Raw genomic sequence first — 22,980 nt, 5'->3', positions numbered from 1 at the left:
GAGCGGGAGGCTTAGGGCGGCGTCTGCCTCTCCCGGAACGTGGCAAGCTCGTGTCGTGAGCATCCACGGACCCGCCGACGGTTGGGTCGTAGCGCCCGACGGCCGTAAATTCTGGGGCAAGGCCGGTGCGGCCGGTTTGCTGATCGTCGATGCGTCCGGTCGCGTTCTTCTTCAGCACCGCGTCGAGTGGAGCCACTTCGGCGGCACCTGGGGTATCCCCGGCGGGGCTAGGGCGTTCGACGAATCTGCAGTCGACGGTGCCCTGCGCGAGAGCGCCGAAGAGGCGAGCGTTCCGGCGTCGGCGCTTCGGCTCCTGTTCACCTCGGTGGTCGATCTGGGGTTCTGGTCGTACACGACGGTCGTGGCCGAGGCCGTCGTCCCGTTCGAGCCGGTCATCGGCGATGGCGAGAGCGAGGCGCTCGAGTGGGTGCCGATCGACTCCGTCGACGCTCTGCCCCTCCACCCGGGCTTTGCGTCGTCGTGGGCTCGGCTTCGGCCCCTGCTCTCGTCGCGGCTGACGCTCGTCGTCGACGCCGCGAACGTCGTCGGATCCACCCCCGACGGCTGGTGGAAGGATCGCGCCGGGGCCACGTCTCGCCTGGTCGGGCGGCTGTCCGCGCTCACGTCTGACGGACTCCCTGCGGCTTCGGTGGCCGACGACGACTCGGTCGCCGTCCGCTGGCCGTCGGTCGTCGTCGTCGTCGAAGGGCAGGCGAAAGACCTCGAGGATCCGCCGGCCGACCCCGCTCTCCGCATCGTCCGGGCCGCCTCCGACGGCGATTCCGCCATCGTCGCCGAGGCCGCTCGTGCTGTCGGCTCTGGGCGTACCGTCGTCGTCACCGCCGATCGCGGCCTCGCCGTGCGTGTCGAGGCACTCGGTGCCGTTGTTATGGGCCCCCGCGCCTTGCTCGACCTGCTGCCCTAGCTGCGCCCCTAGGCCCGTGCCCGGGGCAACGTCGCTGACGCACCCCCGCCTGGCCGGATTGACCCCGGCATTCGGGGGTTATCTGGCCATCCGGGGGTGCCTCACGCTCGTGAGGATGCGGGTGAGCCAGTTCCGGCACGCCTCCCGCGAGACCTGAGTAGTTGCGGGTCGTGCCGGCCCGCACCCACAACTACTGGAGTCTCGACGTGGCCCACGCCGCCGCTGCCACCGAGCAACGCAGTGAGACTCCGCAAATGGCCCATGGCGGCCGTCCGCATGGGCACATTGAGGAGTCTCGCGAGCGGGAGCGGGAGCAGGAGCGGAGTGGCAGCACCAACCGCACACAGCACGAGGCCGCCCTCCCGGCAGGGAGAGCGGCCTCGGAGCGACGCGGGGGTCAGGCGGCGGGGCCCTCACCGAGCGTCACGGTGACGGTCTTGCTGGCGCCGTTGGCGTCGGTGTAGGTGACCTTGACCGAGTCGCCCGGGTTGTACGACTGGATGGTCGACGTGAGCGAATCGGCGTCGGTGACAGCCTTGGAGTCGATCGCGGTGATCGTGTCTCCGGCGACGAGACCAGCCTTAGCGGCGGCGCTGCCCGAGACGGTGCCCGCGATGGTGACACCCGAGCCGGTCGTGCCGGTGCCCGTGCCGCCGTCGGTGCCGGTGCCCGATCCGGTACCCGTCGACGAGATCTGCGCGCCCAGGAACGCCGGGAGCCCGATCTGGATCGTGCCGGACTCGTTGCCGTCGAGGATGTTGCTGGCGATCGACAGCGCGCTCGAGATCGGGATCGCGTACCCGGTCGTGTCGGAGGTTCCCGACGACGCGGCCGTGATGATGCCGATGACGTCGCCGTCGGCGTTGCGCAGCGGCCCGCCGGAGTCGCCCGAGACCACGTCGGCGCTGACCTCAATGAGGTTCTTCAGCGACTCGGTGCCGGAGCCCGATTCGCTCTGCACGGTGATCGACTGATCGGTGGCGAGCACGGTTCCCTTGGCCGTGACGAGGCTTCCTGTGCCCTCGGCGTTGCCGGTCGAGTGCACGGTGTCACCCGCGGCGACGGTGTCGTTCTCCCCGAACGAAACCGTCTGCAGCCCGCTGGCGTCTTCGAGCTTGAGCACGGCGACGTCGTTCGTGGCATCGGTGCCGACCACCTTGGCCGTGTACGTCTTGCCAGTCGAGACAACGGTCACCTGGATGCTGGTGGCACCCTGCACCACGTGGTTGTTGGTAAGGATCTCACCGTCGCTGGTCATGACCATGCCGGTGCCGGCCGACTTCGACGACTCGTTGTAGTCGAGCGTCGACACGATGGTGACGACACCCTGCTTCTCGGTCGCGGAGGCGCTGGTGGCGTCGCTCGGTGTGGTGCCGGTTCCGCTCGAACCATCAGAACCAGAGGATCCGTCGGTCCCGTTGCCCTGGCCGAAGCCGTAGGCGCCGAAACCGCCCGAGGAGTCGCTGCCGCTCGAACCGGAGCCGCTCGAACCGCCCGGCAGCTGCAGGGTCTGGCTCTGACCGGCCGCATCGGCCGCCTTCTCGCCGGTCGAGTGACCGATGGCGTAGGCACCGCCGCCGGCGGCTCCGGCGATGATCACACCGGCTGCTGCGGCGCCGGCGATCGTCATCCAGCGCTTCGGGCGTCGCTTCGGGTTCTGGAACGCCGGGGGAACTGGTCGGGTGCCGTACGGCGACTGCGCGGCCGGGCCGTACTGGCCGGGAGCCTGCGGGTACTGGCCCGACTGCGCGTACTGGCCGGCGGGGGAGCCGCCCTGGTTCTGCGTGGCGTAACTGTCGTGGCCCATCTCGGCCCACTCGGATCCTGGTGTCGCCGACTGGGTGGGGTGCGCCTCGCTGACGAAGTGAGCGGGCGTCGGTCCGGTGCGGTACGGAAGCGTGTGCGCCGTCGGAGCCTCGACGGTCGGAGCCTCGACGGTCGGGGCGTCGTCGCCCGGCGTCGCTGCGAGGGGCTCGGTCGCCTGGTTCTGCTCGTTGGTTACGTTCTGGTCGTCGCCGGTGCCGTGGGATTCGGGGGTTCCAGGTGCACCGGGAGTGGTGTTGCCGCTGTCGTTCTTGCTGCTGTCGGTCATGATTGCCTTCCTGGGGCGGGGTGGTGACGTGCATTCATCCAATGCGCCCATGCATGGAAATCCCTATGACGACTCTGAGTGGCAGTGGTGAAGAGCGCAATAAGAGCCTTGGAGCCCAACCCGTGAATTGGGTGCTGAAGGCGCGTAACGATTCCGCTACGCTTGGTGGCCACAGGAGGTCCACGATGGCAGAGTCAGCCACCCCACCGAACGACGCGCACGATCAGCGTCGAGAGGTAGACACGACCCTCAGCTTCAATGAGGAGTTCCAAGCCCAGCTCGCCGCGCTCGAAGGGGGCGTCTCGTCCGACGAGCGCGAGGCGGTTTCGTCCCTCCCGTCGGGCTCAGCGCTTCTCGTGGTCCGCCGTGGGCCGAACATCGGTGCGCGGTTCCTCCTCGACGCCGACGTCACCGTCGCCGGTCGTCACCCCGACGCGGGCATCTTCCTCGACGACGTCACCGTCAGTCGCAAGCACGCCGAATTCCACCGTCACGGCACGTCGTTCAGTGTCAAAGACCTGGGTTCGCTCAACGGCACCTACTTCGACGGCGTCCGCATCGACGAGGCCCTCCTCAGCGATGGCGCCGAGGTCCAGGTCGGCAAGTTCCGCCTCACCTTCTACGCATCTCGAGTCGATCTCGCGAACCTGGCGACGAGGTAGTGCCCCGCGCACTGGCTCGGGCGGTTTCCGCCCCGGGCTCCTCCGACCTGTTGACGATCGGTCAGGTGCTGGCTCGTCTGAAGCCCGATTTTCCTGATCTGTCGAACTCCAAGCTGCGCTTTCTCGAAGAGCGCCAGCTGGTCACCCCGGTTCGCACCGAGTCCGGCTACCGCAAATTCTCGGGCGACGACGTCGAGCGGCTGCGCTTCATCCTGGGTCTGCAGCGAGACCACTACCTTCCGCTGAAGGTCATACGTCAGCACCTCGACGACCTCGATGCCGGTCGCCCCCTGTCTCTGCCCACCGGTGCGGCACCCACATCGATGCTGTCAGGCGGTCGTCGACTCGGCCGCGACGAGCTGATCGCCGAGTCGGGCGCCTCCGCGGCTCTCGTCGACGACGCCGTCCAGACCTCCCTTCTTCCGGCCGCCGACTACTACGGCGACGATCACGTCAAGGTCATGACCGCACTCGTCGAACTGGCCAAAACCGGCATCGAACCGCGGCACCTCCGGCCGTTCCGAGCCGCCGCCGAGCGTGAGATGGGTCTCATCGAGAGCGCCGTCGCACCGACGGCCAGACGCCGCGATGCGGCGGGTCGCGCCCGCGTGGCCGAGATGGCCCGCGAGATCTCCGAGCAGCTCGAGATCGTCCGCACTTCGCTCATTCGCTCGGCGCTCGGCCGCCTCGACGCTTAGACTTCTTTCGGGTTCGAGCCAATCCGAAGACACGCCGTCGTGTCGGAGCGGATGTGGCCCGGTCGGGTCGGGGTTGTCGCTACGGTTGACCTCGGTACAACCATCAACCCGATGTTGAACCTTAAAGTTGGAAGGCGCTTAATGAGTGAGTCAGGTTCCCCCGAGGAGTCCCTCGGCGACGCACCGCACCAGGCATCAGCGCCCCGCTCGTCGTACGGCGAAGAGCTCCTCTTCACCGACGGCATGATCGAGCTCGAAGACGACCACGGCTACCGCGGCACCGCCGCCGCTCGTGCCGCCGGCATTAGCTACCGTCAACTCGATTACTGGGCTCGCACCGGTCTCGTCGAACCGACCGTCCGCGGAGCCGCAGGATCCGGCACGCAGCGTCTCTACGGATTCCGCGACATCCTGGTGCTGAAACTCGTCAAGCGGCTCCTCGACACCGGCATCTCCCTGCAGCAGATCCGCACCGCGGTCAACCAGCTCCGTGAGTCGGGCGTCAATGACCTTGCACAGACCACCCTCATGAGCGACGGCGCCTCCGTGTACCTGTGCACGTCGAACGACGAGGTCATCGACCTCGTCTCGCGCGGTCAGGGTGTCTTCGGCATCGCCGTCGGCAAAGTGCTGCGTGAGGTCGAGAACAGCCTCGTCGAGCTCGACTCGACGCCGGCCGCCGACCCCGCCGACGAACTCGCAGCAAGAAGAACCCGCGCCTCCTAGCGCGAGACCTCAAAAAAGACCGCTTGGCGAGCTGCCAAGCGGTCTTTTTTGAGGTCTCGGCGCGCGAGCGCCGGGCTAGCGCTGAACGGCAGGCTCGGCGTAGTCGCCGATCTTCGCCGTGCGCATGATGCGCTCGAGCAGCTGGTCGAAGTTGCGCGCCATCTCTTGCGCGCTCTCGCCCGGCCACACGTGGAGCGGCTTCGCGGCTCCCTGAGCCTGCTGAAGCGAGGTGCGCTCCGGCAGCTGGGGGGAGAGCACGAGGGGCCCGAACATGTCGCGTAGCTCTTTGATGCGGAACTGGTGCTCGAGCGACTGCACGCGAGCGCGGTTCACGATGATGCCGAGGGGCTGAAGACGGGGGGAGAGGCCGCGACGGATCTCTTCGATGGCGCGGAGCGCGCGGTCGGCTGCGGCGACGGAGAAGAGGCCGGGCTCGGTCACGACAGTCACGCGGTCGGATGCGGCCCAGGCCGTCCGGGTGAGCGCGTTGAGCGAGGGAGCGCAGTCGATCAAGACGAGGTCGTAGTCGGCTTCGACGTTCGCGAGAGCCTCTTCGAGCTTCCAGATGTCGCGGATCGAGGGGTGGGGCCCGTCGAAGTTGATCGCCGAGGGGCTGCCGATCATCACGTCGATCTTGCCCGTGCGGCCCTTCGTCCAGCCCGACGGAGCGATGGCCGCGCGGACCGTCTTCTCCTTCGGCGAGGCCAGGACGTCGGCCACGTTGAGGTGCCCGGCTACGTTGATGTCGAGACCCGTCGACACGTCGGACTGGGGGTCGAGATCCACCACGAGGGTCCGGAGACCCTTGGCGAAGGCAGCCGACGTGAGTCCGAGCGTCACGGTCGTCTTGCCGACGCCGCCTTTGAGAGAGCTGACGCTGAGTACATGCACGAACAAGACGATACCTTCACTACTGTTGAAGCACCTAAAAGCGGGCCGCGAGGCGCGGCGAAGAAAGGCTCCTCCTTGTTCTCCAAGATCCTTGTCGCAAACCGCGGAGAGATAGCGATCCGGGCCTTCCGAGCCGCTTTCGAGCTGGGTGCGAAAACCGTTGCTGTGTATCCCTGGGAAGACCGCAACTCCATGCATCGGCTCAAAGCCGACGAGGCCTACCAGATCGGCGAAGTCGGGCATCCGGTCCGCGCGTACCTCGACGTCTCCGAGATCATCCGGGTGGCCGTCGAGTCCGGCGCCGACGCGATCTATCCCGGCTACGGCTTCCTGTCCGAGAACCCGGAGCTGGCCGAAGCCGCGACGAGGGCGGGCATCACCTTCATCGGTCCGGGCCAGCACGTGCTCGAGATGGCCGGCAACAAGGTCACCGCAAAAGAGAAGGCCATCGCGGCCGGAGTGCCGGTCTTGAAGTCGACGCCCGCGAGCCGCGACGTCGAGGCTCTGATCATCGGTGCCGACGAGATCGGCTTCCCCGTGTTCGCCAAGGCCGTCGCCGGCGGCGGCGGTCGCGGCATGCGCCGGGTCGACAAGCCGGAAGACCTCCGGTCGGCCCTCGAGGCGGCGATGCGCGAGGCCGACAGCGCCTTCGGTGACCCGACGATGTTCATCGAGCAGGCGGTCGTCCGCCCTCGTCACATCGAGGTGCAGATCCTCGCCGACGCGACCGGCGAGACGGTGCACCTGTTCGAGCGCGACTGCTCGGTGCAGCGGCGACACCAGAAGGTCGTCGAGATCGCCCCGGCACCGAACCTCGACGAGACCACCCGCCAGGCGATGCACCGCGATGCGATCGCCTTCGCCCGATCGATCGGCTACGTCAATGCCGGCACCGTCGAGTTTTTGCTCGACACGGCGGGGGAGCGCCGCGGCGAGCACGTCTTCATCGAAATGAATCCGCGCATCCAGGTCGAGCACACCGTCACCGAAGAGGTGACCGATGTCGACCTGGTGCTCTCGCAGATGCGCATCGCGGCAGGGGAGACCCTGCACGAGCTGGGCCTCACCCAGCCCGAGATCCACCTCCGCGGCGCCGCTCTCCAGTGCCGCATCACGACCGAAGACCCGAACGCCGGTTTCCGCCCCGACACGGGTCGTATCACGACCTACCGCTCGCCGGGTGGCGCCGGCATCCGACTCGACGGCGGAACGATCAACCCGGGCACCCAGATCAGCCCGCACTTCGATTCCATGCTGGCCAAGATGACGGCCCGGGGCCGCGACTTCCCCGCCGCCGTCGTGCGAGCCAAGCGCGGTCTCGCCGAGTTCCGCATCCGCGGCGTCTCGACGAACATCCCGTTCCTCCAGGCGGTGCTCGAAGACCCGGCCTTCGCTGCGGGCGACCTCAGCACCTCCTTCATCGAGGAGCGCCCCCAGCTCTTCGAGGGCCACGTCTCGAAAGACCGCGGCACGAAGATCCTCACCTGGCTCGCCGACGTCACCGTCAACAGGCCGAACGGCCCCGGCGAGGGCGCCATCGACCCGGCTGTGAAACTCCCGTCGATCGACCTGCGGTCAGAACCGACCGAAGGATCCCGGCACCGCCTGCTGACCCTCGGCCCGGTCGGCTTCGCGTCGGCCCTCCGCGCTCAAACCGCCCTCGCGGTGACCGAGACCACGATGCGTGACGCCCACCAGTCTCTGCTCGCGACGCGTGTCCGGTCGAAAGACCTCCTCGCTGTCGCGCCCCACGTGGCGCGCATGACGCCGGAGCTGTTCAGCGTGGAGGCCTGGGGTGGCGCGACCTACGACGTCGCTCTGCGGTTCCTCGGCGAAGACCCCTGGCAGCGTCTGGCGAGCCTCCGGGAGGCCCTGCCCAACATCGCCATCCAGATGCTCCTGCGCGGCCGCAACACGGTCGGCTACACGCCGTACCCGGTCGAAGTCACCGACGCCTTCGTCAAGGAGGCCGCGGCGACCGGTGTCGACATCTTCCGCATCTTCGACGCCCTCAACGACGTCTCCCAGATGCGTCCGGCTATCGACTCTGTGCTCGAGACCGGCACCACGGTCGCCGAGGTGGCGCTCTGCTACACCGCCGACCTCCTCGACCCGGCGGAAGAGCTGTACACGCTCGATTACTACCTCCGGCTCGCCGAGCAGATCGTCGAGGCCGGCGCGCACATCATCGCCATCAAAGACATGGCGGGCCTGCTCCGAGCCGGCGCGGCTGAGAAGCTCGTCGGCGCCCTCCGCGAGCGCTTCGACCTCCCGGTGCACGTGCACACCCACGACACCGCGGGCGGCCAGCTCGCGACCCTCCTCGCCGCGAGCCGCGCCGGGGCCGACGCCGTCGACGTGGCAAGCGCCCCGATGGCCGGTACGACGTCTCAGCCCTCGGCTTCGGCTCTGGTCGCCGCCCTCGCCCACACCGAGCGCGACACCGGCCTGTCGCTCGACGCCGTCAGCGATCTCGAGCCGTACTGGGAGGCCGTCAGGCGCGTCTACAAGCCCTTCGAGTCGGGTCTCGCGGGCCCGACGGGCCGGGTGTACAAGCACGAGATCCCCGGCGGGCAACTGTCGAACCTGCGGCAACAGGCGATCTCCCTCGGCCTGGGTGACCAATTCGAGAAGGTCGAGGACTGGTATGCCGCGGCCAATCGGATCCTCGGCCGCCCGACGAAGGTCACGCCGTCGTCGAAGGTCGTCGGCGACCTCGCTCTGCAGCTCGCGGCGGCAGACGCCGATCCGGCCGAGTTCGAGCGCGATCCGGCGAAGTTCGACATCCCGGACAGCGTGATCGGGTTCATGGCCGGCGAGCTCGGCGACCTGCCGGGCGGGTGGCCCGAGCCGTTCCGGAGCAAGGTGCTGGCGGGCCGCGACGTGAAGATCGGTGTGGAGCCCGTGGATCCTTCGGATCTCGCCCTTCTCGCCGAGCCCGGTCGTACCCGCCAGGAGACGCTGAACCGTCTGCTGTTCGCGGGGCCGACGAAGCAGTACCGCGAGATCGTCGACTCGTACGGAGACCTGTCGGTCGTCTCGACGCCCGACTACCTGTACGGGCTCAAGCCCGGTGTCGAGCACACGGTGCCGGTCGCGAAGGGCGTCAACCTCTACATCGGGCTGGAGGCGATCGGCGAGGCCGACGACAAGGGCGTTCGCACGGTGATGACGACGCTCAACGGGCAGCTGCGGCCGGTGTTCATCCGCGACCGGTCGATCGAGGTGTCGGCCCGTGCCGCTGAGAAGGCCGATCGGACTGCTGCCGGCGAGATCGCCGCACCCTTCTCGGGCGTCGTCACGCTCAAGGTGGCTGCCGGAGACCGCGTCGAGGCAGGCGCCCCGGTCGCTACCATCGAGGCGATGAAGATGGAGGCGGCGATCACGACACCCGTCGGCGGAATCGTGGAGCGTCTCGCGATCCCGACCACCCAGCAGGTCGACGCCGGCGATCTGCTCGTCGTCGTCAAGTAGCCCAGCCCTCGCCCGCCCGCCCCACCTGCAAATTTGAAGGAGATTCTCGACCCGGACCCCCGCCGATCGGCTTGTCTCCGTCGGCGACCGGGCGTTTTTCCTTCAAATTTGCACCGCTGCACCCGCACGACCAGCACCAGCACGACCAGCACCAGCATTACCAGCACCCGCTCGCCCAGCACCAGGAGAATTCTGCAGTGACCGACCGCCCCATCCGCCTCTTCGGCGACCCGATCCTCCGCTCGCCCTCCGACCCGGTCAAGCTCGATGACCCCGGGCTCGCCGGCCTCGTGAAAGACCTGATCGACACCGTGACCGTGCCCGGCCGCGCCGGGGTCGCCGCCTGCCAGATCGGAGTCGGACTCCGCGCCTTCAGCTACAACGTCGACGGTGAGATCGGTTACGTGCTGAACCCGGTGCTCGTCGAGGTGCGAGGCGAGGCCGATCTGGTCGACGAGGGCTGCCTCTCGGTGCCCGACTTCTACTTTCCGCGCCGTCGATACCCGTGGGCGCGAGTCGAGGGGGTCGACCTCGACGGCAACCCGGTCGTGCTCGAGGGCGAAGGGCTGATGGCTCAGGCGCTACAGCACGAGACCGACCACCTCGACGGAAAGCTCTACGTGATGGGCCTCGACCCCGAGATCAAGCGCGATGCGATGCGTCAGATCCGCGAGTCCGACTGGTTCTGATCGGGCTGACCGCACCTGCCCGAAGCACGCCGCGAACGGCTCAGGCCTCGTCGGGCTCGGGAGAAGACCCGTCGTCCTCATCGGCGTCTTGCGCCTTCACGACGACGAGGCTCTCGCCCACGAGAGTCACCTCGAGTGGCACGACGTCGAGACCCCGGATGACCCTGCGGAGCGGCTGAGGCAGCAGCGGATCACTGCCGATGGGCCCGCCGATCACGACGGCGGCACGAATGCGTCCGCCGACGGTCTTGCGGAGGCCCCGCAGCACGAGTGTGTCGGCCACGGCGTAGCGCGTTTTGAGCCCGCGTGACGCCGAGCCCTCGGCATTGGCGTCGGCGTACTCGATCGCGACGTCGAGCGCCTGCCGGAGCGCGGGGCCCCGACCGGCCTGGTCGGCGCGCTCGTACGTCGCCGTCTCGATCTCGACGTAGGTGCCGGGGTGGGCGACGAGAAGCGTGGGGCGGAACGAGGCCAGCGAGGCGATCAGCTCGTGACCGAGCGCGAGATGACCGAGCCGGGTAGACGTGGCCACCGCGAGAGTCGCCGTCAGACGCGCGAACGGGTCGGTCGGAGCGAGGATCTGCAGGATCCCGGAGTCGTCTGCATCAACGGCGCCGAGCCCATCGAGGGCGACTGCGAGGTCGGCCACTCGCGTGAGGATCGTCGAGTGGCTGACGGCCATGAGTCGATCGTCGTCGCGGACGAGCGCCGCAGCGGTGTCGGGCGTGACCATCAGGATTCTCCCGTCGAGGATCTCGTCGGCGACCGTGCGACCGAGGTCGGCGAGCTTGTCGAGGTCGGCGAGGCCGACCTGCCAGACGTCGGAGACGAGCGGGAGGTCGCCCTGGATCTCGTCGACCCGGGCGAAGTCGCGCACCGACTCGACGATCACGGCTCGGGCTCGGCTGCTCTCGAGGGTGGCGACCAGTTCGGCCTGCTCGGACTCCGGCTCGAGCGGGAGGACCGAGACACCGATCGCGGCCGCGGCGAAGTCGATGAGGGTCGTCTCGTAGCGGTTCGAGCAGAGCACCGCGACGGTGTCGCCCACCTGGAGTTCGGCCGCCAAGAAGCCCTTCGCCAGAGCCCGCACCCGGAGCACGAACTCGGCACCGGTCAGGTCGAACCAGCCGCCGAACGAGTCGGGGATCGAGAAGAGCCGAGCCGAAGGATCCTGCTCGGCCGTCTCGAAGAGAAGGTGCGTCAGCGTTCCGGCGGCTGCGGTTTCGGCTGCTGTCTCGTGATGCTCCACCGGTGGCTCCTCCCGGGTCGGTGACGGGTCGACTCACTGTACCGAAGGGGGTGACCGGAACGTGTCCGGCGCAAGCCCCGCGGTCCGCGAACGGGTCGCCGTGGCGCTCGGAGGTAGAGTGTCTGCTCGTGCAGGCCATCGGAATCGACATCGGCGGAACCAAGATCGCGGGGGGCGTGGTCACCGAACTCGGTGACATCGTCGCCGAGCGGAGGGTTCCGACTCCCGCCGGAGATTCCGAGTCCATCGTCTCGGCGGTCGTGTCGATGATCCGCGAGCTGCAGGACGCAGCTCCGGCGTCGGGTGGCGAGGTCGTCGCCGCCGGGGTGGCGGCGCCCGGCTTCATCGACGCCGCTCAGTCGACCGTCTACTACACGCCGAACATCCCGTGGCGGAACGAGCCGCTTCGAGCGCGCCTCAACGACCAGCTCGACCTGCACATCACGATCGACAACGACGCCAACGCGGCCGGCTGGGCGGAGTTCCGTTTCGGCGCCGGGCGCCTCGTGAGCGACATGACCATGCTGACCATCGGCACGGGCGTCGGCGGCGCAATCGTCACCCAGGACCGCCTCCTTCGCGGAGGCTTCGGCACGGGGGGCGAGCTCGGGCATATGCGCATCGTCCCCGGGGGCATCCTGTGCGGCTGCGGTGCTCGCGGTTGCATCGAGCAGTACGGTTCGGGCCGCGCCCTGCTCCGGATGGCCGGCGAGGTCGCCGATCGCGGGGGTGCCGCAGGCAAAGCTCTGGCCGACATCCGCGCAAAGAACGGCGTGCTGACCGGGCACGACGTCGCCGGGCTGATGAGTGCCGGAGACGCGGGCGCCCTCGAGGCTCTCCGCGAGCTCGGCTCCTGGCTCGGGCAGGCGGCGGCCTCGCTGAGCGTCATCCTCGACCCTCAGCTGTTCGTCTTCGGCGGCGGCGTCGCACAATCGGGCGAGCTGTTGCTGGCCCCGATCCGAGAGGCCTACGAAGCGCACCTGCCGGCCCGCGGCTTCCATCCCGAGCCCGACTTCGTGATCGCCGAGCTCGTCAACGATGCCGGGGTCGTCGGGGCAGCCGACCTGGCCCGTCTCCACGTCGCCGCGCTCTAACCGGCGCTCCCGATAGACTTCGACCGTTCGGGCAGGAGGAGACGCCGTTGTTCTACTGGATCATGAAGACGTTCTTGTTTCGGCCCATCCTGCTTTCGGTCTTCCGGCCCTGGGTCGTCGGCAAAGAGAACGTTCCCGAGTCGGGCCCGGTGATTTTTGCGAGCAACCACCTCTCGTTTGTCGACTCGATCTTCCTGCCGCTCGTGCTCGAGCGTCGGCTCTCGTTCCTCGCGAAGAGCGACTACTTCACGGGACGCGGCATTCGAGGCATGGCCACGCGCCTCTTCTTCAACGCGACCGGCCAACTCTCGATCGACCGGTCCGGTGGCAAGGCCTCCGAGGCATCCCTGAACACCGGGCTCGCAGTGCTGGCTCGGGGCGAGCAGCTCGGCATCTATCCCGAGGGCACCAGGAGCCCCGACGGGCGGCTCTACCGCGGACGCACGGGAGTCGCGCGGATGATCCTCGAGGGTCGGGTCCGGGTGATCCCCGTAGCGATGATCGACACTCAGAAGGTCATGATCACCGGATCCAAGCGGCCGCACCTGCACCGCATCGGCGTCGTGTTCGGCGAGCCCCTCGACTTCAGCCGGTTTGAGGGTCTCGAGGGCGACCGGTTCATCCTCCGGTCGATCACCGACGAGATCATGTACGAGCTCAACGTCCTCTCCGGCCAGGAGTACGCCGACGTCTACGCCTCGTCGGTCAAAGAGAGGCGAGCCGCCCTTTCGCGATAGGCTCCCAGGGTCGCGATCGATCGATCGCCGACCTTCCGTCACGCGATGAGGACACAGTGCTCCAGACCGATTACCCAGTTATTTCTGCTGATCCCGATGTGATCGCCGGACTGGATTATTGGCGCACCCTCCCCATCAAGCAGCAGCCGGAGTGGGCCGACCCGTCCGCGGTCGAGGCGGCCTCCGCCGAGATCGCCACGTACCCTCCGCTCGTCTTCGCCGGAGAGGTCGACACCCTGCGAGATCGGCTTGCCGATGCCGCCGCTGGTCGCGCCTTCCTGTTGCAGGGCGGTGACTGCGCCGAGACCTTCGCCGGTGCGACCGCCGACAACATCCGCAACCGGGTCAAGACGATCCTGCAGATGGCCGTCGTCCTGACCTACGGCGCGAGCGTGCCGGTCATCAAGATGGGCCGCATGGCCGGTCAGTTTGCCAAGCCCCGGTCGAGCAATTTCGAGACCCGTGACGGCGTGACGCTTCCGGCCTACCGGGGCGACATCATCAATGGCTACGACTTCACGCCCGAGTCGCGGCAGCCGGATCCTGCTCGCCTCGTCCGTGGCTACCACACGAGTGCCTCGACCCTGAACCTCATCCGCGCCTTCACGCAGGGCGGTTTCGCCGACCTCCGTCAGGTGCACTCCTGGAACAAGGGTTTCGCGTCGAACCCGGCCAACTCGATGTACGAGCACCTCGCGCACGAGATCGACAAGGCCGTCCGGTTCATGGAGGCGGCCGGTGCCGACTTCGACGAGATGCGGCGCACCGAGTTCTACACCTGCCACGAGGCGCTCCTGATGGACTACGAGCGGCCCATGACGCGCATCGACTCGCGGACGGGCGCGCCCTACGCACTGTCGTCGCACTTCCAGTGGATCGGCGAGCGCACCCGAGACCTCGACGGTGCTCACGTCGACTTCCTGTCGCGCGTCCGCAACCCGATCGGCGTCAAGCTCGGCCCCACCACGACGCCCGACGACATGCTGCGTCTGATCGACAAGCTCGACCCCGAGCGTGAGCCGGGGCGCCTCACCTTCATCACGCGGATGGGCGCCGGAAAGATTCGCGAGTCGTTGCCCCCGCTCCTCGAGGCGATCAAGGCGGCCGACGCCACGCCGCTCTGGGTTTCCGACCCGATGCACGGCAACGGAATGACGACTCCGTCGGGCTACAAGACGCGTCGCTTCGAAGAGATCGTCGACGAGGTCAAGGGGTTCTTCGAGGCGCACCGTGCGGCCGGCACCCACCCGGGCGGCATCCACATCGAGCTCACGGGCGACGACGTCACCGAGTGCCTGGGCGGGTCGGAGCACATCGACGAGGCCACCCTCGCAACGCGCTACGAGAGCCTCTGCGATCCGCGACTCAACCACATGCAGTCGCTCGAACTCGCGTTCCTGGTCGCCGAAGAACTGTCGGCCGCAGCCGAATAGTCCTAGTCGGCACTACCGAAAGTGCCCAGGTGGTCACTGTCCCTGCGGGTCAGCGACTACCTGGGCACTTTCGGCGCATCCGGCGCCGCAGCCCCGGGGGCTACGGCGACTGCCCGGTGGCGCTAAGCCCGCCGGTGGCGCTATGCCTACTGGTTGTAGCTGAGCTTGACGGTGTCGCCCTTGAACGCTGTGGTGCCGGCACCCGGCTCCATCGACGACACTTTCAGCGTCGACTTCCAGTCGATCACGGCGCAGAGGATGTTGGTGCAGGTCGGGTACGACGCGATCAGGCCGAGCCCTTCGAGTTCGGTCTGGGCGCTTCGCAGGGTCTTGCCCGAGACGTTCGGCACCTCGATCGGCATCGGCCCCTTCGAGACGACCAGGTTGACGGTCGCACCCTCGACGACCGGGCCGTCGCCGGCCATCCCCTGCCGGATCACGAGGCCCTGCGAGACGCTGTCGCTGTATTCGCTCGACGTCTCGACACCTTTCAGGCCCACTTCGCTGAGGGTCGCTATGGCGTCAGAGAAGGCCTTGCCGCTCACGTCGGGCACGGGTCCGAGAGACACCGTGAGCGTGATCGGTCGTTTCTCTCGATACGTGGACGCGGATCCCAGATCTACCGTCGCTCCCGCCGAGTTCTTTCCTGAGATGGCCAGGACGGTGCCTTTTGCGGCCGCATCGAATCGATGGTTCGACTGCTGGAGGGTGAACGACGAGGAGAGTTTCGACTTCGCTGCGCTCTCGGACGAGCCGACGACGTCGGGAAGCGGAAGCGAGCGTGGCCCCTGCGAGACGATGAGAGTCACCGTCGAGCCCTTGCCGACGACCGCCCCACCGCGTGGCTTCGTGCCGGTGACTTTGCCCGAGGGGATGACGGCGTCGTAGGTTTTGGCACGCGTCTTCGCGACGGTGAATCCGCGACTCTCGAGCACGGACGTCGCATTCGCGACGCTTGCATCCGAGATCGAGGGCACCGAGGCATGAGCGCCCGGGCCCGTGCTGAACCACCACGCCGTTCCTCCCGCGCCGAGGGCGAGTACGAGCAGGATGACGAGCCACACCACGCCGCGCTTGCGGCGGGCAGTGGCCTTCCGCGACAGCGCGTCGGCGTTCGACGAACCCGCCGGGAGAACCGGCCCGGTGCGGTGACGCGCGCCCGAGAGGATCTGCGTGTCACCGGTCGGCCCCTGGCCTGCGGCGTCGCGCCCCGACGGGCCCACGGGAGCCATGGCCGGCGGCAGCACCATCGTGCGGTTGATCGCGGTGGCACCGGGCTCGACCCCGCCGCGCTGCAGCTCGAACAGGTGGTCGAGCATGGCGCGGGCGTCGCGCGGTCGTTGATCAGGGTCGCGGGCCGTCGCCCAGAGGACGAGCTCGTCGAGCTCGGCGGGAACGCGGGGGTTGACTGCACTCGGCATCGGCACGGTGTCGTTCGCGTGCTGATAGGCGATCTGCATGGGCTGGTCGCCCTTGTACGGCTGCTCGCCGGTGAGCATCTCGTAGAGCATGATGCCGAGAGCGTAGATGTCGCTGCGGGTGTCGGCGATGCCGCGGGTGACGAGCTCGGGGGAGAGGTAGGCGATCGTGCCGAGCAGGGCCGCACCGGTGGCGGTGTTGGCCGAGGCGGCCCGAGCCAGACCAAAGTCGCCGATCTTGATGCGGCCGTCGTCGGCGAGGAGCACGTTCTCGGGCTTGAGGTCGCGGTGGACGATACCGGAGCGGTGGGCGGCAGCCAGACCGGCGAGGACGGCCTCGAGGATGTCGGTGGCCTGCTCGGGCGTGAGGACCTTGTGGTCGTGGAGGAGCTCACGGAGGGTGATGCCCGGCAGGTACTCCATCACGATGTAGGCGGACTCGTCGTCTTGCCCCTGGTCGTAGACGTTCACGACGTTGGGGTGCGCCAGACGCGCGGCGGAGCGTGCCTCCTGGATGAACCGCTCTTTGAAGTTCTCGTCGTCGGCGAGATGGCCGTGCATGATCTTGACGGCGACGGGCCGTTCGAGCCGCAGGTCGGAGGCGAGATAGACCGTCGCCATCCCGCCGCGGGCGATGCGTGAGCGGACCTGGTATCGACCGTCGATAAGACGTCCGATCATCGGGTCGGTTTGATTGGCACTCACCCGAGGAATGTTACGGACGCCACGCCGGGAGAGAGCAGAGGCTCACCGGATCGGCGCAAACCGTTATCGACCTGTCGACTAGAGAGTGGCGAGCCACAGGCGCGCAGAGCGCTCCCACTTGGCGTACGCGGTGGGGTAGGCCGAGATCTGGACGGCCTGGGCGGCCTGCGTGACGGTCATGCGAGACCAGCCGCTCACGTCGAGGAGGCCGGAGGTTTTGCCCGCGTTGGGGTTGTGAGCTCCGCCGAAAAAGAGTCGCGTCGCGTGGGCCGTGTCGAGCAGCTTGGCGCGCGAACCCCACCCTATGCTCGGGCGCTGCTGGAACAGCCCGACGGAGTCGCGGTCTCCGCGATTCAGGTTGTACAGGCTCGACTCCTGCGCGGCGGCCGAGAGTGCAATCACGATGCCGTAGTCGCTCACTCCGAGGGAGCGACCGACCGAGATGATCGTGCGGGCGTTTCCGCGCTGTTCGGCGTCGAGCGCCGAGGCCGAGACCGAGCCGCTCGAGGCGATGGGCTTGGCGGGCGAGCTCGAAGCCGGGGCGACGCTGCCTCCGCGCCCGGGGATGGTGAGCTTCTTTCCCGCGTAGATCGTGCTGGTCCAGCTCAGACCGTTCGCCTTCAGCAGCTTCTCGACCGTGGTGGAGTGCTTCTTCGCGATCGACGAGAGGGTGTCGCCCGACTTGATCACGTAAGAGGACGCACTCGACGGCGACGATGCCGAGCCGCCGGATGCCGACGACCCGGAGCTCGCCACGGGCGAGGCGGTACCCGAGGACCCGGGGATCCTGATCTTCTGACCGGGGTAGATGATGCTCGTCAGCCCGAGGCCGTTGGCCTTCAGGAGCGCCTGCGTCGAGACCCCGTGGCGGCTCGCGATGGCGGACAGGGTGTCGCCGCGTACGACGGTGTGGGTCGACGCCGTTCCGGTCGAGGAGGCGGGCTTGGCGGTGGACTTGGCCGGCGCCTTCGCCGGCGCCTTCGACGAGAGGTGCAGGGTCTGGCCGGGGAAGATCGTCGACTTCCAGCTGAGGCCGTTGAGAGCCAGAACCGAGGCGGTCGACAGGCCGTAGCGACCGGCGATGGCCGAGACGGTGTCTCCGGTCTTCACCCGGTAGGTCGTCGGAGCCGAGGCGGTCTCAATGGTGGCGTCGCTCGTGACGGCGGTCAGCTCGACCGCGGCTCGCTCGTGCTCGACGGCGCCGAGGTCGATCGTGGTCTTGGGCGCCGGGCTGATACCGGGCTTCTTGGGCTGCGGCTGAGCCTGGTCGTGCAGAAAGAGGGGGCCGGTCAGGTTCGCGCTGATCACCATCGACGAGGCGATCACGATCGGAACCGTGCCCAGCATGCCGCGACCGATGCGGTAGGCGGCGCTGCGGTTGACGGGAAGGTCGTGCTCGGTCATGTGATCCCCTGATCGTGGCGGTGCCGGTCGGCCGGGTCGGCGTGTCGTCGAAGGTCAACGCTGGCACACATGTATAGGCAAGTCAATTAACGAGGCTGGTGTGACTGGAGTGATCGAGGCCCCAAACCGGGGGAGTACGACACGCGACGCAGTCCGTGGCACAGTTATCGAGTGACAGACATCTCGACGCGCCCCTGGTTCTCCGACATCACCTGGTTGACCCTGCCCGACGCCGCAGACCGACTCGGCACGACCGCGAGCCGCGTGCGACGCATGCTCGACGAGCGGGTGCTCGTAGCTGCCTACGTCGACGGAGTCCGCAAGATCCCGGCGCTGTTCATCGTCGACGGCGAGCCGATGCACGAACTCCGCGGCACCCTGACCGTGCTCCACGACAACCACTTCAGCGACGACGAATCGCTCGACTGGATGCTCTCCGACGAAGAATCGCTCGGCACGTCGCCCGTCGCCGCGCTGCAGGCGGGGCGCAAGGCTGAGGTGCGGCGCGTCGCGCAGTCGTTGCTGTAAAGGCGTAGGTCAGCGCCGCTGAGAAGGATTGGCAGCCGGGCTTCGCCCGATGCACAGCCCGTCCCGTGGTCGTGCTGAAGAAACGACAGCTCAGGATCCGGGCGCTACGCCGTACGAGCCGTCACCGTCTCGGCCAGCTGCGACAGCTGGGCCCGGGCGCTCGGCGCGAGCGGAGCGGCGTCGATGGCCTGCCTCGCCTTCGACACCTGGTCGGCAATCGACTCCTCGATCGCGTCGACGGCCCCCGACTCGCGAATCGTCGCCTGGAGCATCGCGATCTGGTCGTCGTCGAGCTCGGCGTCGCCCAGGAGCTCGTCGAGAAGCCGGACGGCGCTCGGCGGCAGGTTCTCGCGAGCGGTCGCTATCAGCACCGTGCGCTTTCCTTCGCGCAGATCGTCGCCCGCGGGTTTTCCGGTGACGGACGGGTCGCCGAAGACGCCGAGGAGATCGTCGCGGAGCTGGTAGGCGATGCCGAGAGGGAGTCCGAAGTGGCGGAGGGCCTCGAGCTGGTCGGGTGTTCCGCCCGCCATGGCCGCGCCGATGGTGAGGGGCGCCTCGATCGAGTACTTAGCCGACTTGTAGACGATGACCCGCTGCGCGCGGCCCAGGAGCATCTCGTCGTCAACGCTCCGCCACGCGCTCTCTTCGAGGATGTCGAGGTACTGGCCCGCAGTGACCTCGGTGCGCATGCGGTTGAACTCGCGCCGCGCGGCCTTCGCGGCGTCGCGGGAGGGAAGCGAGTCAAATGCGTCGGAGACGAGCTCGTCGCTCCAGGAGAGGAGCAGATCGCCGAAGAGGAGTGCCGAGTTGGTTCCGAAGGAGGCGGCGTCGCCAAGCCAGGATTCGTCGCGGTGCAGTGATTCGAAACGTCGATGCGCGGCCGGGCGGCCGCGACGGGTATCGGAGTTGTCCATGATGTCGTCGTGAACCAGGGCGGCAGCGTGGAAGAACTCCAAGCCGGCCGACGCGGTGATGACCGTGGCCAGGCGGTCTGCGCCGGGGGCGGGGGCGAGGGGGTCGTCTGCAGTGTCAAGACCCGCGACGGACTGCCAGCCCCAGTAACAGAAGAGGGCCCGGAAGCGCTTACCGCCGTGGAGGAGGTCAGCCGAGAATCGGGCAAGCGGGTCGAGGTCGGATCCGATGGCGGCGAGATGCGGTCGCTGCCCCTCGAGGAAGGTGTCGATCCGCTCTTGAACGACGTCTACTAACCGCGTACTCTCAGCCACGCGCCTAGCCTAACCACAGGGGGCGGTCGTAAGATTCGTAGTTAGTCGGTACGCGTGAATCTCAGGCGTAGCCGACCACCGCAGAAGGCGGAATCCGTTCCCTCCCTTCTAGTGAGTGGGCACAGCTTTTGAAGGGAACCAAGATGCCTCTTTCCGAACAGGAGCAGCGGCTGCTCGAAGAGATGGAGCGAAGCCTCTATAACAACGACTCCGATTTCGTCACCACCATGAACTCGCGGCGAGGGCGCCCCACTTACACGCTGGTCGTCGTCGGAATCCTTGGGGCTCTCGCAGGTATCGCCGTCATCGTCGCCGGTGTCGCCTTCCGTCAGCCTCTCATCGGCGTCGCCGGTTTCGTTCTCCTCCTCGCGGGCGCGCTCTTCGCGATCGCCCCGCCGCGTCGCCGCGGAAACCTCGGCCCCGCCCCGGTTCCTCCCCCGTCCTCCACCGGTGGATCCGGTCGTGCCAAAGGGTCCTCGGGCGGAAGCATGATGGACCGCCTCAACCAGCGGTGGGAGCGCCGCCAGAACCCTGACGAGCGCTGAGCGAGTCCGCGTAACACCAGTTCGATAAAGAGAGCCGACCTTCGGGTCGGCTCTTTTTTTGTGCCCTCAGGCTCTCCATCTATGGCCGCGAGATGGCCGTATGTGCCAAAAATGCGGCGAGACACCGTCGAACGCGCCATTTCACGCGGCGAAACCTCCCATTTGAGCCAAAAACGCTCCCTTTTCCTCCACCCCGCGGATCCTTGTATTCGTGGGCTTCTTTATTCCCAAAAACCCCCTCTTTGGGGCAAACACTCGAATTGGTGGGGGAGCGTGGAGTAAAGTGGAGGAAACGGCGGGCGAGTGGGGGTGGTGGCATGTTCCTCGGCACCTATGCGCCCCGTCTCGACGAGAAAGGCCGCATCATCCTTCCTGCCAAGTACCGCGACGAGCTGGCCTCAGGCCTGGTCATGACGCGCGGGCAGGAGCGCTGCGTCTACGTGTTCAGCCAGCGCGAGTTCGAAGACGTTCACACGCAGATCCGCAAGGCGCCGATCACGAGCAAGCAGGCGCGCGACTACCTGCGGCTGTTCCTCTCGGGTGCCTCCGACGAGATCCCCGATAAGCAGCACCGCGTGACGATCCCGGCGAACCTCCGCGAGTACGCCGGCCTCGGCCGCGACCTCACGGTGATCGGCGCGGGCAATCGGGCTGAGATCTGGGCCACCGAGGCCTGGAACGCCTACTACACCGAGCAAGAAGCGCACTTCTCCGACACCACGGAGGAGGTGATCCCCGGCGTCTTCTGACCCTTCGGCCCTGACTCCCAGCCGTCCACCCCTGGCACACCTTCCCCGGTGCCAGGTGGGATGGATGGGGATCAGGGCCTAAGGATCCAGAGCCGGTCACCATGGCAGATGAACAAATCCACACCCCCGTGCTTCTCGAGCGATCGCTCGACCTGCTCGCCCCGGCCCTCGAAAAGCCCGGTGCCGTTGTCGTCGACACGACGCTTGGAATGGGCGGCCACTCACACGCAATGCTCACGCGCTTTCCGGGCCTCACGCTTGTCGGGCTCGATCGCGACACCGAGGCCCTGGCGTTGGCGGGGGAGCGACTTGCCGCGTTCGGCGAGCGGGCGAAGCTCGTTCACACCGAATACGACGGCATTGGCCGTGCTCTCGACGACCTCGGCATCGACGAGGTGGAGGGCGTCCTGTTCGACCTCGGCGTCTCGTCGCTCCAACTCGACCGCGTAGACCGCGGGTTCTCGTATTCGAAAGACGCCCCCCTCGACATGCGGATGGATCCCACTCAGGGCGTCACCGCCGAGACTGTTCTCGCGACCTACTCCGAGGCGGAGCTACGGCGCATCTTCTATCAGTACGGCGAGGAGAAGCTCGCCCCGCGGTACGCGCGCTTCATCGTCGAGCGCCGTGAGCAAAAGCCTCTCGTGCGCAGCGGCGAACTCGTCGACCTGCTTCAAGAGGCCACTCCCGCCGCCCTGAGCCGAGCCGGCCACCCCGCCAAGAGGGTGTTCCAGGCCCTTCGGGTGGAGGTCAACGCCGAGCTGGCGTCCCTCGAGTCGGCACTTCCGACCGCACTCGACCGCATCGGTGTGGGCGGTCGCATCGTCGTGCTGTCGTACCAGTCGCTCGAAGACCGCCTGGTCAAGCGCGAGCTGGCGGCGCGATCGAAATCGACGGCACCGGCCGGTCTGCCCGTCGAACTCCCCGAGCACCGGCCCGAGTTCTCCCTGCTCGTCCGCGGAGCCGAACTGGCCTCCGATGCGGAGAAAGACCTCAACCCCCGAGCGACCCCCGTCCGCCTCCGCGCGGCCGAGCGAATCCGGAGACACGTATGAGCACGAACCTCGCCCTCGCGCACCTCGACGACGAACGTGACGAGCACGACGTCCTCTCCGATCTCGGGCCGCGGCGCCGGCTCATCGAGATCGTCACGTCGAGGTCGCAGCGTCAGTCGCGCCCACGCCTCGTCTACGCGCTGATCGCGACTGCGGCGCTGTTCGTGCTGTTGCTCACCCAGCTCGGGCTGAGCATCGCGCTGAGCCGCGGTGCCTATCAGATCTCCTCGCTGCAGGGCGAGCAGACGTCACTGGCCCGCACCCAGCAGAAGTACTCCGAGAAGCTCGGCGTGCTGTCGTCGCCCCAGAACATCGCGAATAACGCCACGGCGCTCGGAATGGTGCGCAACCAGAACCCGGTGTACCTCGACCTCTCGAACGACCACGTCTACGGAACGCCGACTCCGGCCGCGAGCGACAAGGCGACCTCCGACAACCTGATCACGAACAGCCTGCTCGACGGCGTACCGGTCGTCACGAAGAAGGCCACCGACAAGACCTCGTCGAAGAAGGAGTCGGGCACATCCACAGCTTCTACTTCGGCGACTTCGGGCGCGGCAGCCTCGAAGTCGACCGGCGACTCGGTAGCGTCGCCCACGAATCAGCTCGCGGCTCCCGAGACCCGCTAGCGACACGCGGCCTGAAGCACCGGCTCGCATGTGACCCAGATGTGCGGCTCC

Annotated in this window: 20 protein-coding genes; 14 read left to right on the top strand and 6 right to left on the bottom strand. The window is 67.7% G+C overall.

From position 1 onward, the window contains the following. Nucleotides 1-55: 55 nt before the first annotated feature. Complete coding sequence (locus VH571_RS06150) at nt 56-925, top strand: NUDIX domain-containing protein (RefSeq protein WP_423263747.1); 870 nt, start codon at nt 56-58, stop codon at nt 923-925. A gap of 397 nt (nt 926-1,322) precedes the next feature. On the opposite strand, the gene VH571_RS06145 is transcribed toward VH571_RS06150, so the two are convergent. Further along, nucleotides 1,323-3,017: a S1C family serine protease gene (locus tag VH571_RS06145; RefSeq protein ID WP_423263746.1), complete on the bottom strand. Its 1,695-nt coding sequence runs from the start codon at nt 3,015-3,017 to the stop codon at nt 1,323-1,325. 185 nt (nt 3,018-3,202) lie between these two features. Between VH571_RS06145 and VH571_RS06140 the strand changes: the two genes are divergently transcribed. The 3 genes from VH571_RS06140 to VH571_RS06130 all read left to right on the top strand — a co-directional run bounded on the left by VH571_RS06140 (nt 3,203) and on the right by VH571_RS06130 (nt 5,103). After that, entirely contained in the window at nt 3,203-3,679 is a 477-nt protein-coding gene (locus VH571_RS06140; protein WP_194606282.1) for an FHA domain-containing protein, read from the top strand. Then, the gene (locus tag VH571_RS06135) at nt 3,679-4,377 is read left to right on the top strand and encodes a MerR family transcriptional regulator (protein ID WP_055957478.1); all 699 of its coding nucleotides are present in this window, start codon (nt 3,679-3,681) and stop codon (nt 4,375-4,377) included. The genes VH571_RS06140 and VH571_RS06135 overlap by 1 nt, the downstream gene beginning before the upstream one ends. A gap of 243 nt (nt 4,378-4,620) precedes the next feature. Further along, complete coding sequence (locus VH571_RS06130) at nt 4,621-5,103, top strand: MerR family transcriptional regulator (protein WP_123944210.1); 483 nt, start codon at nt 4,621-4,623, stop codon at nt 5,101-5,103. A gap of 75 nt (nt 5,104-5,178) precedes the next feature. Here the strand turns inward: VH571_RS06130 and VH571_RS06125 are convergent, their stop codons facing one another. Next, nucleotides 5,179-5,994 carry a ParA family protein gene (locus VH571_RS06125; protein ID WP_055961752.1) on the bottom strand — a complete coding sequence of 272 codons (816 nt, stop codon included), beginning with the start codon at nt 5,992-5,994 and terminating at the stop codon, nt 5,179-5,181. Between the two features lie 75 nt (nt 5,995-6,069). Here VH571_RS06125 and VH571_RS06120 point away from each other — a divergent pair, with 75 nt between their 5' ends. Then, a complete protein-coding gene (locus VH571_RS06120; RefSeq protein ID WP_423263745.1) occupies nt 6,070-9,468 on the top strand; it encodes a pyruvate carboxylase in 3,399 nt (1,132 codons plus the stop codon). A 197-nt stretch (nt 9,469-9,665) separates the two neighbouring features. After that, nucleotides 9,666-10,157 (top strand): peptide deformylase, encoded by a 492-nt coding sequence (locus VH571_RS06115; protein WP_055957485.1) that lies wholly within the window; start codon nt 9,666-9,668, stop codon nt 10,155-10,157. A 40-nt stretch (nt 10,158-10,197) separates the two neighbouring features. Here the strand turns inward: VH571_RS06115 and VH571_RS06110 are convergent, their stop codons facing one another. Continuing rightward, nucleotides 10,198-11,406, bottom strand: a complete 1,209-nt coding sequence (locus VH571_RS06110; protein ID WP_423263744.1) for an AMP-binding protein — start codon at nt 11,404-11,406, stop codon at nt 10,198-10,200. A gap of 128 nt (nt 11,407-11,534) precedes the next feature. On the opposite strand from VH571_RS06110, the gene VH571_RS06105 reads away from it, so the two are divergent. From VH571_RS06105 to VH571_RS06095, 3 genes are all read left to right on the top strand, one after another. Next, nucleotides 11,535-12,500 (top strand): ROK family glucokinase, encoded by a 966-nt coding sequence (locus VH571_RS06105; RefSeq protein ID WP_423263743.1) that lies wholly within the window; start codon nt 11,535-11,537, stop codon nt 12,498-12,500. A 47-nt stretch (nt 12,501-12,547) separates the two neighbouring features. Continuing rightward, complete coding sequence (locus VH571_RS06100; RefSeq protein ID WP_055957495.1) at nt 12,548-13,237, top strand: lysophospholipid acyltransferase family protein; 690 nt, start codon at nt 12,548-12,550, stop codon at nt 13,235-13,237. 98 nt (nt 13,238-13,335) lie between these two features. Next, a complete protein-coding gene (locus tag VH571_RS06095) occupies nt 13,336-14,670 on the top strand; it encodes a class II 3-deoxy-7-phosphoheptulonate synthase (protein ID WP_055957497.1) in 1,335 nt (444 codons plus the stop codon). 146 nt (nt 14,671-14,816) lie between these two features. Here the strand turns inward: VH571_RS06095 and pknB are convergent, their stop codons facing one another. Both pknB and VH571_RS06085 read right to left on the bottom strand, forming a co-directional pair. Further along, nucleotides 14,817-16,793 carry a Stk1 family PASTA domain-containing Ser/Thr kinase gene (gene pknB / locus VH571_RS06090; RefSeq protein ID WP_423263742.1) on the bottom strand — a complete coding sequence of 659 codons (1,977 nt, stop codon included), beginning with the start codon at nt 16,791-16,793 and terminating at the stop codon, nt 14,817-14,819. A 78-nt stretch (nt 16,794-16,871) separates the two neighbouring features. Further along, nucleotides 16,872-18,197, bottom strand: coding sequence for a LysM peptidoglycan-binding domain-containing protein (locus VH571_RS06085; RefSeq protein WP_423263741.1), 1,326 nt, complete (start codon nt 18,195-18,197; stop codon nt 16,872-16,874). A 171-nt stretch (nt 18,198-18,368) separates the two neighbouring features. Between VH571_RS06085 and VH571_RS06080 the strand changes: the two genes are divergently transcribed. Next, entirely contained in the window at nt 18,369-18,725 is a 357-nt protein-coding gene (locus VH571_RS06080; RefSeq protein ID WP_255410126.1) for an Rv2175c family DNA-binding protein, read from the top strand. Nucleotides 18,726-18,829: 104 nt separating this feature from the next. Here VH571_RS06080 and VH571_RS06075 read toward each other — a convergent pair whose 3' ends face one another. Then, nucleotides 18,830-19,951 carry a polyprenyl synthetase family protein gene (locus VH571_RS06075; protein WP_423263740.1) on the bottom strand — a complete coding sequence of 374 codons (1,122 nt, stop codon included), beginning with the start codon at nt 19,949-19,951 and terminating at the stop codon, nt 18,830-18,832. Between the two features lie 143 nt (nt 19,952-20,094). Here VH571_RS06075 and VH571_RS06070 point away from each other — a divergent pair, with 143 nt between their 5' ends. The 4 genes from VH571_RS06070 to VH571_RS06055 all read left to right on the top strand — a co-directional run bounded on the left by VH571_RS06070 (nt 20,095) and on the right by VH571_RS06055 (nt 22,929). After that, the gene (locus tag VH571_RS06070) at nt 20,095-20,496 is read left to right on the top strand and encodes a DUF3040 domain-containing protein (protein WP_423263739.1); all 402 of its coding nucleotides are present in this window, start codon (nt 20,095-20,097) and stop codon (nt 20,494-20,496) included. 317 nt (nt 20,497-20,813) lie between these two features. Then, entirely contained in the window at nt 20,814-21,245 is a 432-nt protein-coding gene (gene mraZ, locus VH571_RS06065) for a division/cell wall cluster transcriptional repressor MraZ (RefSeq protein WP_123943673.1), read from the top strand. Between the two features lie 101 nt (nt 21,246-21,346). Further along, nucleotides 21,347-22,300 carry a 16S rRNA (cytosine(1402)-N(4))-methyltransferase RsmH gene (gene rsmH, locus VH571_RS06060; RefSeq protein ID WP_423263738.1) on the top strand — a complete coding sequence of 318 codons (954 nt, stop codon included), beginning with the start codon at nt 21,347-21,349 and terminating at the stop codon, nt 22,298-22,300. Next, the gene (locus tag VH571_RS06055) at nt 22,297-22,929 is read left to right on the top strand and encodes a hypothetical protein (protein WP_055957516.1); all 633 of its coding nucleotides are present in this window, start codon (nt 22,297-22,299) and stop codon (nt 22,927-22,929) included. Before rsmH ends, VH571_RS06055 begins: the two co-directional genes overlap by 4 nt. Nucleotides 22,930-22,980: the final 51 nt, after the last annotated feature.

The organism is Frondihabitans sp. 4ASC-45 (genome assembly GCF_049472575.1).
GTDB lineage: Bacteria > Actinomycetota > Actinomycetes > Actinomycetales > Microbacteriaceae > Frondihabitans.
Note: the sequence above shows the minus strand (reverse complement) of the source record. Positions and strands in the feature narration are given on the sequence as shown.

Excerpts from the sequence above, each read along its gene's own strand:
- VH571_RS06145 (WP_423263746.1), bottom strand. The coding sequence starts at position 3,017 with ATGACCGACAGCAGCAAGAACGACAGCGGCAACACCACTCCCGGTGCA.
- VH571_RS06140 (WP_194606282.1), top strand. The coding sequence starts at position 3,203 with ATGGCAGAGTCAGCCACCCCACCGAACGACGCGCACGATCAGCGTCGA.
- VH571_RS06130 (WP_123944210.1), top strand. The coding sequence starts at position 4,621 with ATGATCGAGCTCGAAGACGACCACGGCTACCGCGGCACCGCCGCCGCT.
- VH571_RS06085 (WP_423263741.1), bottom strand. The coding sequence starts at position 18,197 with ATGACCGAGCACGACCTTCCCGTCAACCGCAGCGCCGCCTACCGCATC.
- VH571_RS06070 (WP_423263739.1), top strand. The coding sequence starts at position 20,095 with ATGCCTCTTTCCGAACAGGAGCAGCGGCTGCTCGAAGAGATGGAGCGA.
- mraZ (WP_123943673.1), top strand. The coding sequence starts at position 20,814 with ATGTTCCTCGGCACCTATGCGCCCCGTCTCGACGAGAAAGGCCGCATC.
- rsmH (WP_423263738.1), top strand. The coding sequence starts at position 21,347 with ATGGCAGATGAACAAATCCACACCCCCGTGCTTCTCGAGCGATCGCTC.
- VH571_RS06055 (WP_055957516.1), top strand. The coding sequence starts at position 22,297 with ATGAGCACGAACCTCGCCCTCGCGCACCTCGACGACGAACGTGACGAG.